Here is an 11,542-nt window from a genome sequence, read left to right on the forward strand (position 1 = left end):
GCAAAAAAAATAAAGTTAGCCTCCATTAACTGTGTTCTGTAGCATACAGAACACAGTTTTCCCCATTCTTAAACAAATTCTAAGAATTGCGTTATCTTGAAACAACAACTTTCTGATAACTGTCTCCTTTTTCTGTACTGAAAACTAAAATATAAAGTCCATTAGCAAAGTTTGAAATATCGATACTTTCTTGGGTAGTTGAAATTTGTTTTTGTAACAACACTTGTCCTGTTGTATTGTAGAATGTGATATTTCCTTTATCTCTGACTTGAATGTTTAGAGTCTGTTGAGCAGGATTAGGATAGATTTTTAAAAATATTTCTTCTTTGTCTCCATTTTCATGACTAGAAATAATTTCTCCATCTGGAGAAAGCCACTGCAAACCTCCTCCAACCGTTCCAACTACGATTTGAGAACCAAAAGCAGCAGGAAAAACAGTATTTCCAAAATATAAAGTAGAGTTTTGATGGTTTAAAAGGTTGGATGGAAAATCTGTTGGTAGATTCTGATTGGAAAGCGAAAGGGGAATTAGCTCAAAACTATCTTCTTGGTTTTTAAAGTCTTTTACTAAAAAAAGTCCTTCTTCTGGATTGGAAAGCAGCAAATCTGATGAAATTTGTCCATTTTCATTTCTTTCATAAAGTGCAAAACTGCCTCGTGTAAAGTTCTGATTACCAAAATTATCGTTGTCTAAAACAAGACTACCATTTTCTTGTCTTAAAAATGATTTTAGTCCTCCTCGGTTTTGTAAAATGAGTATATCCTTTTTATCGTCATTATTTAAATCTGTCAAGAGAATTTCATCATTAATTCCCAAGTTTATTCCCTCTAAGGCTATTTCTTGAATATTATCTAATGAAAAACTAGCTGTCTCATTGCCTTTATTTTCTATCCAAAAAACACTTGCCTTTCTCTCATTACTATCAAAAGCTGTAAAGAGTAGGTCATCTTTATTATCATTATTAAAATCTGAAATAATGGGTTTCAAAAACTGAAAGGCAAAGATAGAAGATGTAGCAAAATTGAGGAAATCATCATTTCGATATTCAAAGCTAGGATTTTGATTGCTTCCAATGTTTTCTAAGAAATGTAAGCGAGCTTTATATGTATTTGAAAATAAACGTCCACGCTCGCCCAAAATCATATCCAAATCGCCATCTCCGTCAGCATCTATAAATGCAGGACGAGGGTTTTCTCCAATATCAAAAAAACTATCTTGTAAAAAATTCTTTTGTATAAATTCAAAACTTGGGTTTGCTTCTGTTCCTGTGTTCTGATAAAGCCAAGCCGAATTTTCATAATCTATCAAGTTGCCGTCATTAGAATATAAGTTAGGAGCTGCAATAAGGTCTCTTATTCCATCAAAATTTACGTCTTCATAAAAAATAGCAGCAAAAGTGGGAATATCTATCGGTCGTTGTGCAGGAAAACGAATTTTTGGATTTCTTAAAATGGCATCTGTGTTTGTTGCTTCATTGTAAAGAGCTGTTACATAGTTACAAGCTACATCGCCTACAAGTAAATCAAGTGTTGGGTTGTTGTCCAAATTCAAAATTAAAAGCGACGAACCAGCGTGTTCTTCTCTTTCCGTTCGGCAGCTATTTGCTCCAAAAATATAACTCTCACAGACACACTCCTCAAAATCGCCCCACTGTATGGTTGCTTTTTCAAAAATAAGGCTATCAGAATTAGAAAAACTTTCTTGACTTAAATTCTTGTGCCACTCAACTGTTGTTCCGATAGCAGGACGAAAATTTAAAATATCCATATCTCCATCTTCATCCAAATCTATGATAGCAGGAATATCTGTAACATCAATGCCTAAGTTTAATGGGTTTCCTGAAATTCCTGTACTAGAAAGTAAGTCTTTTGCCACTTCAAAAGTCAAGTTCCCAGTTTCGTTTTTTGTATTTCGATATACCTTCACACCAAAGGGCGTAGAGGTAAAAATATCTTTTTCTCCATCTGCATCATAATCACGAAGTAATACCCAGTTTTTCATTTTTGGAAAAAGCTGTGTGTATTCTGGAGCAAAAATCCATTCTTTTTCTCCACTCATATTTGTTTTTTGAAGAAAAATAAGAACTTGATTCGTGGTTCTATCGAAAATAAAAAGGTCTTCTAGCTCATCGTTATCAGCTTTTATTTTGGAAAATTGTGGAGAGTTAAACCCTCCTGTGAGGGAAAGTTTTTTTCCATCTTTTGTAATTTCAATGTTTGTATCAAAACTAACAGGAAAATTCTGACTAAAAAGAATAAAGGGAAAAATTGAAAGGATAAAAACAAAAAGGTTTTTCATAGCTATTTTTTTGGGTTGATTTGGATAAAGATAAAACAACATTACTAATTTTTATTTGAAATATACTTTTTTGAGAAAGCTATTCGTTGAAATGAATTATTTTGCAATCACCTTAAAACAATCAATGAAGTAATCTTTTATTTCTCTTTTACGTATCTGTTCTTATTTTCTACCTTCTATTTAATACACGTTTAATGAAACAGTTTTTTACTCTACTTTCCTTTGTTTGTTTTTTCTCTATCACTCACACAACTACTGGACAGAGTTTTATAAAAAGATATATTGCTAATCTAATAAATGATACTACTGATGCTTCCAAACCTCGTTTTATTGCTTATCCTACCTTAGCATACAGCCCAGAAACTAATTTAGAAATAGGGCTTAGCTCGCTTTACATCTATTATGCAAAGCGAGACACAACCAACCGTTTGAGTGAACTTAGTGCATTTACATTTTTTACATTAGAAAATCAGTACGGAATTTGGCTAGAAAATGCTATTTATACTCATCAAGACAAGGTTTTCATTTTAGGAAAAATACGATTACAGAGCTTTCCACTTTTGTATTATGGCATCGGCTCAAATACTCCAGAAGAACACCAAGCGATTGTAGATGCTAATCAGATTTGGGTACGTCAGCGTGTACTTCGTAAGGTTAAAAAGAATTTTTTTATAGGACCAGAATTTGACTTCACACGTCTTTCAAAGGTAGATTTTATGGAAAATGAAGAATTTGAACCGATTGATCTTCCTTTGGGGCATGAAGGTTCTACTAATTTTGGTATTGGAGCAGGTATTGTCTATGACAATCGTCATAATGTTTTGAATGTTAGAGATGGATTTTTCTCTGAACTAGGCTTTTTACACTACAATGATGGCTTAAATAATTTTGAGTTTAATAGCATTGTTTCTGATACTCGTTTGTTTCGTCCAGTAGGGCAACACAATGTTTGGGCAACACAAATTTTAGGACAATTCAACCTAGGCAATGTTCCTTTCAATCAGCTTGCACTTCTAGGAGGAGAAACTATGATGAGAGGCTATTATACAGGAAGATTTAGAGACAAAAATCAGATTGCAGCGCAGACAGAGTTTCGTTTTCTTCCACTTCCTTTAGGATTTAGTAAGCGTATTGGAGCAACTCTTTTTGGTTCGGTAGCAACTGTTTTTCCCAACACAAGAGAAATTGACATGAAAAATTTGGTTTGGGCTGGTGGTGCAGGGCTTCGTTTTTTGCTTTTTCCTAAAAAAGATATTTACACTCGTATAGATTACTCTTTCACTCGTGAAGGTAGAGGTTTTTATATCCTTATTGGAGAAGCATTTTAAGAAAAAAAGAACGCTTTCTAATTTTAGTAAGAAAGCATTCTGAAAGGTTATTTTATTTTTCTAGGAAGTCTGAATATGAGTAATTCCTAGATTCCTTTTCAATATAATATAAAACTGAACTTATATCTCCATCACTTAGATGGTCATAATTAGGCATATATTGTCCATATTCTTCATAAAGGTACTGTTCATACTCATTTCCTCCATCAATTACTTTCTGTGGATATTTAATAAAGTTTATAATTGCAATACGATACATCCATCGGCTTTCTGCACCATTTAGAGCAGGTCCTACTATTTTTTTATGAATAGCATGACACTGTTTACACTCATTTTCAAAAATCTGTTTTCCTTTTACTAAATCCATTTCATAACAGCACTCTGCATAATCATCTAAAACAGGTCTTTTTTCGTAGTGTTTTTCTAATGCATTTTCAAACTGTTTGGCTGACAGATCTTTACGGATAACTATAGAGCTTCTAGTATTTAGTGTTATATTCAAACTACTTTTAATAGTGTCTTTTACAAGTTCTCCCTTTGCAGCAAACCTTGATTGAGTTACTTTCTGCTCATATTTTTTGATTCTGCTTGCTACTTCCTTATCTGTTGTTTCACTCACTTTTATAGTTTCTTTAATTTTTTTCTTTACTACCAAATTTAGCTCGCCTGTATAGAGTTGTTTATTTCTTTGAGTAACAGCTTTTAAAACAATTTCTCGTCCTTCTGGTAGATAAATAATTTCTTGACTTTCTCCTTGTTTTCCATAAAAATCTCCTTTTTCATTTCTACTCAAATCAATGATAACTTTATCTGTTGGAAAAATCAAAAATACTCTTCCTGCGTCCTTTAGAGCTAAATCCTTGATTTTGACATCAAAGGTAACTGGAATCTGATTTGGTAGTTTTAAAAGCATATCAATATTTACCCAACCAAACTTATTCAAATCAAAAGAATAATTCAGACGTTCTGCAAAGCGTCTTTCATTTTCCATTTTTTCAGTTATGTCAGTTTGTAACTCTTGTCTTTTTTCTTCCCACTTATCATAGTTTTTTCTAAACTTCTCCCAAGCCTTTTCTTTGTTTCTGAAAAGTTTGTCGATGTATTTTTGCAAGGCTCGGTTTACTTTGTCTTGTGGTTTTACTTTCGTTGCTTTTTCTTTTGCAAATTCTTCAAAAACGTAGGCTCTACATTTTTTGTTTTTAGTGAGATATTCGGCTGCTGCTTTGTCAGCTTCCCATAAATTTTTATCTAAGTTTTTGAGATAAATAGCCATCAAATCATTTCCACAGCATTCATTCATTGCCTTTACTCGTTTTTCAAACTCGTATGTAGAAACGAATGTTCCTTGAAATTTTTTATCTGAAAGTCCTTCTAAAATATATTTTGAAATACCACAAATTCTGCCTTCTCCATTTTTTGGTAAAGCTGCTATTGAATCTGATAATGCTATCGAATCTTGCATAATAAAATCATTTTGTACCAAATGAAAAATATTCTCAGAGATATCAGGTTTCTTATTAACTAAAACAACTCTATACTCACGACTCAGCTCCTCAATTTTTGACTTTGTAGCTTTATCCACAGGAATATAAATAGTTGCTTGCTCGTTGTTACTTATTTCATTTTTTGGAAAAAAATTAAGCTTCTCTAATGGAATTTCTGTGAGCCAGTTTTCTAGTTCTTTTTCTTTTTTCCATCTCACAGGAGTATTTTCACTAGATTGTACTCCTTTGTAAATAGCCATATTACCATCTTTTTTGAGTGTTGGTATTTCAGCATGAATGGGTTTTGAAATGTTTATTTTTCCTTTTTTATCTGTTTTGGCAGTCAGCTCAATCATTCCACCACTTTGCAAAACTTGTCCGTCTGTGGTTTGGGTAGTAAGTTTGTGTTCTAACATTTCAGAGAGTGAAAGAGCCTCTTTAAGTTTAAGGGTAAGATTTCCTTTCAATATCTTTTCATTCTCATCTGTAAATGTTCCTGCTTCAATGGCGAGAAGTGTTCCTGATTTTCCAAAAATAACAGTATCTTTCTCTGTATTAATGATAAACTCCTGTGGAGGTGGAGCATCAAAAAGATGTGGAAACTGAAAAGCGAGTTCTTCAGCCGACATAGACGCTAATTTATCTTTCTGAGAATCACAAGAACAAAATAGTAATGATAAGAGAAGCGAAAGGACAGGAAATAATATTTTCATGGAAATATATTTTTGAGTAAAAGGTAAAATCTACTACATAAAATACTATTCTTGAATAAAAGTAACAGATTGAATATTAGGTAAATATTCTAACAAACAATTTTACTCTATTTTTTCTAAGGTAATAAACCCTGTTTCATAATTTTCAACCAATAGATCAGACCCTCCCATTACATTATTGGTCTCTTCAAAGTCTATTGAGTTGGGGGAAGAAAAGAAGTCATCTAAATCTACTCGCAATACAATTTTTTTATTATCTGTACTGAATGTTCCTTTGCTAGTGGCATTTTCAAAACTGACAGAAGTAGTTCTGTAACTTCGATTCAAACCAACATGAAAAACAAGAGGAATAGAAGTATTTGGATTAGCTACATCATTAAAATATTTTCCTTCCATCACAACAAATTTATAGCCCGTATTCCAATCCCACGCCATACTGTTATTAATGTCTAAGTCTCCAGTATTGTCTAAAGAGGTATTTTTTATAGAATCTACACCAATGGCAAAATTCATGTTTAAATATTCTCCTTTTTTTACTTCAATTTCTTTTTGAAAAATATTTGTTTGTCTATCTGCCGAAAAAAGTAAATAGGAATCTTCAACCTTAAAAACTTCATTTGTAGAAGCTGACTCAAATTCGAAATTACTAAGATAAAATTTAAAATTTTCTAGTAAATATCTCTGATTCAAACTGTTCTGATATTCTTGAAGAAGCTGTAATGGTTTGTCTTTTACGAAAAGTTCTACCTCTAAAGTAATTTTTTCTGTCTCATCTTTTTTATCTGATTCAGAATTTTTACAAGAAGAAATAAAAAAAATAAGTATAAACCCAAAAATATATAATCTGTTCATAGTGGTATAATTGTAAACTAGCTTTTAGCTGCTCTGTATTTTTCTAAACTCTTACGAGCCGTCTCTCTAATTTTCCCTTGTATGATAGGAGTCCAACCTAAAAGTTTTCCAGACATTCCTAATGCCATTCCAGACCATTTCCATAAGTCAAAATCGTCTGTGTGTCGTGAAATTTTTCCATTTTCAAATTCGAAAACAGCCTTTATTTTATTATGAACAGTATTGCCTGTTTTACTAAATGAATAAATAGCTTCCCATTTGGCAGAACCTAAATTTTCGTTTGCTTCTACTTCTGAAAAGGTAACACTCAAGTCTTTGGCATTACTCAAAAGCATTCGCCACATGTCTTTGGCTTCTTCACCCTTTAAATTTTTAAACACAGGGTCGTTAAAAACGACATTATCAGCATAGCAAGCTACCATTTTTTCTGCTTCTTGGTTTTGAAAGGCAGTATAAAATTCAGCAATCAGTTGTTCTTTTTCTTGTGGAGTCATAATTATGAGTAGGTAATGTTCTGTGAGGCACAGAACAGGGATTTGTAAAGAGTTTTGTAGTGATAAGGAATGCCTTATCTAAATAAAGTTGTAATATAAATTTAGAAGGCAAAAAGCGTAACGCCAATAGTTATGGGAGTTCCTCCATTGCAGTTGCAATCTAGTTTGTTTTGTTGGAATAAGGAATTAAATCCATAGTATCCAAATAAATAAAAACTTCCATAGCCTATACGAGCCAATGCGCCATAACGCAGCTGGGAGACAAAAAAGTTGTTTTTGGTTTTGTCTATATAACTCGCTCCATTTTCTTTATAACGTATTTTTGTAGCTGCCGAAACAGGCAAACCTACTTTTCCACCAAGAGCAAAGCGAAGCCCTTTTTTCGTAGGGTTGGGAATATAATGAAGCTCTAAGGGAATATCTATGTATGTTACTGAGAATTTGCTTTTTCGAACTTCATCGTATTCTAGCTCATAGAACTGTATTTTTTCTTCTCCCAAAATATTATCTGCTCTGAAAAGGCTTATCTCATCTTTGAACATATAATTATCCACAGCCAAAGAAACACCAGGTAAAAATTTAAAGTTTTTACTCAAATCTACATTTCCTAAATATGATAAATTTACTGACCACGACCCCAAAAGTTTTAAATCCATTGGAGTTGGTGCATTTTGTAGTGTATTGATTCCCAAATCAAAAATAAAATACCCTGGTATAATTTCATCACGAGTATGGATAATATTTTTATCCTTATCTATTTTCATATCTTGAGCAAAAACCGAAACAGAAAAATAGCTTGAAACTAAAAACAAAAAAATAAGATAGATAGAAAAATGTTTCATTTTGGTAGATAGAAATATGGAGTTGGAAAAATGATGATACAAGATAAAAAATTATTATGTATCTAACTGAAAGTGTAAAGGATAGTTTTAGAATGCAAAAATCCTAAGAGTAGATAGAAAAACTCTTAGGATTTTTTAAATTAGTATTTCAGAAAAAATTAGCTATTACTATCGCTTTTCATCCAAACTGTACGCTGTGGGAATGGAATTTCGATACCAGCTTCATCCATTTTATATTTAAGTTCTTCAATAAGCTGATTAAAAACTGTCCAATAGTCTGGCGTTTTTGCCCACGAACGAACAGCAATATTTACAGAACTGTCTCCTAGGCTAGTTACAATTACCACAGGGTCAGAAGGAGCATCACCTTCTTTTAAGACAAGAGGATGAGCATTGGCTGCCTTCATCATAATATTTTTTGCTGTCTTGATATCGTCTCCATAGCTAATTCCGATGGTAATATCTACTCTACGAATAGGCTCTCTTGAATAGTTAGTAATGGGACTGTTAGAAAGCTCTCCGTTAGGGATAATAATAAGTTTGTTGTCTGTAGTGTTGAGTAGCGTATGAAAAATCTGTATAGATTTTACTGTTCCACTCATTCCTTTGGCTTCAATAAATTCTCCAATACGAAAAGGTTTTAAGAGAATTATCAGTACACCACCAGCAAAATTGGAAAGACTACCCTGCAAAGCAAGACCTATTGCCAAACCAGCAGCACCAATAATAGCAGCAAATGAAGTGGTATCAATACCCACAATAGAAGCAACTACTATGAATAACAAGACTTTTAAGAGAACACCAATAATGCTAGACAAAAAATTGGAAAGAGCAGGGTCTGGTATAGCTTTTTTGAGTCCTTTTTTGATGAGACTATTGATAAAGCTAACAATTACCCACCCTACTACAAGAGCAATAATAGCATAAAGAACTTGGAGTCCATAAGTAACAATAAGTTTTTCAATATTTACTTTTTCTATATTAAAATTCATAAGTGTTTAGTTTGATAGAAATAAAAAAATAAAACTATTAAGCAGGTTTGAGAGTTGAAAAAGTTAAAGAAAACAATTCAAACGTTCTATTCCAAATAAAATTGTATTCTTTATTTTCCTCAATAAGGCTTTTTGAAAATATACATTGAACTTTCTTCTTATATTTATTGGTTAGTAATTTGTACGATACCTCATAATTTTCAAATCGTAATAATTTGACGTATTTTAGCATAGATAGAAAGATACAAATACTGAATCATCACTTTTTTAACTTAATTTTAAACACACAATTTAACTTACAAAAGATTAGAAATTTTGAAACGAAAAAATAAATTACTAGAGAATGAGTTTCTAATCATAAGAATAGTATATGACAAAGAAAAAATCAAAAAACGAGAAAAATCCTCGTCTTAGCCGTGAAGAAGTCCAAAAACTAGCTACTGGACTCATAGAAACATTAGCACAAAGTAAATCTGAAAGTTTTACACTTCGCCAACTCTACAAAAAAATAGGCTTAGATACACAAGATGAGAAAGAAAACTTCAGAGAAATTGTAGGGACAGCATCTGAAAATACAAAGAAAGAATCTGAAAACAAATCGGCTAACAAAGATAAAAGAGAAAGTAAAACAAACAAAAATACTTCGGAATCGGATAAGAAAAATACAGACCTGCCAAAAAGAAAAGATGTAGTAGGAGATGGTACTCATCCAAATAAATCTAAAAATGCAGATTTTAAGTTAGATACAAAATCAAAAACTACCCTTGAAAAAGGAGAGTATATTGGCGTTGTGGACGGAGGAATGAGAGATTATTCTTATGTAATCTGTGAAGAGCTAGAAGAAGATGCTTGGGTAGGGCAACACAAAATAAAAAGTGCCATTACTGGAGATACTGTAAAAATTAAGCTGACAGGAAAACAAAAAGGAAAAAATCCAGAAGGAGAAGTAATTGAAGTAGTTGAGCGTGGGCGTACAGAGTTTGTTGGTAATGTTCAGCTGTTCAACCGTTTTGCTTTCGTGATTGTAGAATCTAAGAAAATGAAAATGGATATTTTTGTTCCCTTAGATAATCTCAATGGAGCTACCAATAATGATAAAGTAGTTGTCAAGATTACCGAATGGACAGAAGACAAAGACAAAAATCCAGTAGGAGAAGTAATCGAAGTGTTGGGGAAAGCTGGAGAAAATGAGGCAGAAATTCACGCCATTATGGTAGAATTTGGTTTGCCAATGGAATTTGACGAAAAACTGATAAAAAAAGCAGAAGATGTTCCAGATGACCTTACCAAAGAAGAGTTCAAAAAGCGTAAAGATTTCCGTCCTACACTTACTTTTACGATTGACCCTCACGATGCAAAAGATTTTGATGATGCCATTTCACTTAGTTATTTGCCAAATGGAAACTATGAAATAGGTGTGCATATTGCTGATGTTACACATTATATTCGCCCAAATACTTTATTAGAAAAAGAAGCTCAAAAACGTGCTACTTCGGTTTATTTGGTGGACAGAGTTGTGCCGATGCTTCCAGAACGAATTTCAAATAATCTGTGTTCTTTGCGTCCACAAGAGGAAAAACTAGCATTTTCGGCTGTCTTTGAGCTAGATAAAAATGGAAGTGTACACAAAAGATGGTATGGCAAAACGGTAATCTATTCTGACCGTCGTTTTACGTACGAAGAAGCACAAGAGCGCATCGAAACAAAAGAAGGAGATTATGCAGATGAAATAAATATTCTGAATGATATTGCAAAAAAATTACAGGCTAAAAGATTCAGACATGGAGCGATTAGTTTCGAAACACAAGAAGTAAAGTTCAAGCTAGACGAAAATGGAAAGCCTTTGGGGGTTATTCCAAAAATTAGAAAAGATGCTCACAAATTGGTAGAGGAATATATGCTTTTGGCAAATAAAAGTGTAGCTGAATTTGTATATAACTATAAGGGAGGCAAAGAAAAAAATACAATGATTTATCGTGTTCACGACGACCCAGACCCAGAAAAACTTGCTAATTTGAAGGCAATGGCAAAAACCTTTGGTTATGACATTAATACAGACCCAGAGCATTTTGCAGAGTCGTTGGCAAAGCTAGTAAAAGCAACAGAAGGTAAGCCAGAATATGAAACATTGCAGTCTTTGGCAATTCGTTCGATGGCAAAGGCAGTATATACAACTAAAGCTACTGGACATTATGGACTTTCATTTGACCATTATTCTCACTTTACATCGCCTATTCGTCGTTATCCAGATATGATGGCACACCGTCTGTTGGAAAAGTATCTTAAAAAGAATGTAAAATCTATAAATCCAGCCAAGTATGAAAGCCTAGCAAGACATTCATCAGATATGGAGAAACGTGCTTCTGATGCTGAGCGTGCTTCTATTCGCTTCAAACAAGCTGAGTTTATGGCAGACCATATCGGAGAAGTATTTGAAGGAATGGTTTCGGGTGTAACCGAATGGGGGCTTTATGTCGAAATTACTTCAACAGCCTGTGAAGGAATGATTCGCCTTTCAGATTTGAAGGGAGATTATTT

At 33.0% G+C, this 11,542-nt stretch carries 8 protein-coding genes; 2 read left to right on the top strand and 6 right to left on the bottom strand.

Annotation, left to right across the window (positions count from 1 at the left end; genetic code table 11):
• Positions 1 to 91 precede the first annotated feature (91 nt).
• Positions 92 to 2,299, bottom strand: a complete 2,208-nt coding sequence (locus tag QZ659_RS02370; protein WP_291721332.1) for a T9SS type A sorting domain-containing protein — start codon at positions 2,297 to 2,299, stop codon at positions 92 to 94.
• A gap of 194 nt (positions 2,300 to 2,493) precedes the next feature.
• On the opposite strand from QZ659_RS02370, the gene QZ659_RS02375 reads away from it, so the two are divergent.
• Entirely contained in the window at positions 2,494 to 3,627 is a 1,134-nt protein-coding gene (locus QZ659_RS02375; RefSeq protein WP_291721334.1) for a BamA/TamA family outer membrane protein, read from the top strand.
• 52 nt (positions 3,628 to 3,679) lie between these two features.
• Here QZ659_RS02375 and QZ659_RS02380 read toward each other — a convergent pair whose 3' ends face one another.
• From QZ659_RS02380 to QZ659_RS02400, 5 genes are all read right to left on the bottom strand, one after another.
• Positions 3,680 to 5,824 carry a c-type cytochrome gene (locus tag QZ659_RS02380; protein ID WP_291721336.1) on the bottom strand — a complete coding sequence of 715 codons (2,145 nt, stop codon included), beginning with the start codon at positions 5,822 to 5,824 and terminating at the stop codon, positions 3,680 to 3,682.
• 102 nt (positions 5,825 to 5,926) lie between these two features.
• Positions 5,927 to 6,676 carry an MbnP family protein gene (locus QZ659_RS02385; protein WP_291721339.1) on the bottom strand — a complete coding sequence of 250 codons (750 nt, stop codon included), beginning with the start codon at positions 6,674 to 6,676 and terminating at the stop codon, positions 5,927 to 5,929.
• Between the two features lie 17 nt (positions 6,677 to 6,693).
• Positions 6,694 to 7,170: a nuclear transport factor 2 family protein gene (locus QZ659_RS02390; protein WP_291721341.1), complete on the bottom strand. Its 477-nt coding sequence runs from the start codon at positions 7,168 to 7,170 to the stop codon at positions 6,694 to 6,696.
• 101 nt (positions 7,171 to 7,271) lie between these two features.
• The gene (locus QZ659_RS02395; protein ID WP_291721343.1) at positions 7,272 to 8,012 is read right to left on the bottom strand and encodes an outer membrane beta-barrel protein; all 741 of its coding nucleotides are present in this window, start codon (positions 8,010 to 8,012) and stop codon (positions 7,272 to 7,274) included.
• A 158-nt stretch (positions 8,013 to 8,170) separates the two neighbouring features.
• On the bottom strand, positions 8,171 to 9,004 hold the full coding sequence (locus tag QZ659_RS02400; RefSeq protein WP_291721346.1) for a mechanosensitive ion channel family protein: 834 nt from the start codon (positions 9,002 to 9,004) through the stop codon (positions 8,171 to 8,173).
• Positions 9,005 to 9,374: 370 nt separating this feature from the next.
• Here QZ659_RS02400 and rnr point away from each other — a divergent pair.
• Positions 9,375 to 11,542, top strand: a 2,168-nt coding sequence (gene rnr / locus QZ659_RS02405; RefSeq protein ID WP_291721349.1) for a ribonuclease R, incomplete at its 3' end; no start/stop codon positions are given.

This window comes from Bernardetia sp., from assembly GCF_020630935.1.
Lineage (GTDB): Bacteria > Bacteroidota > Bacteroidia > Cytophagales > Bernardetiaceae > Bernardetia.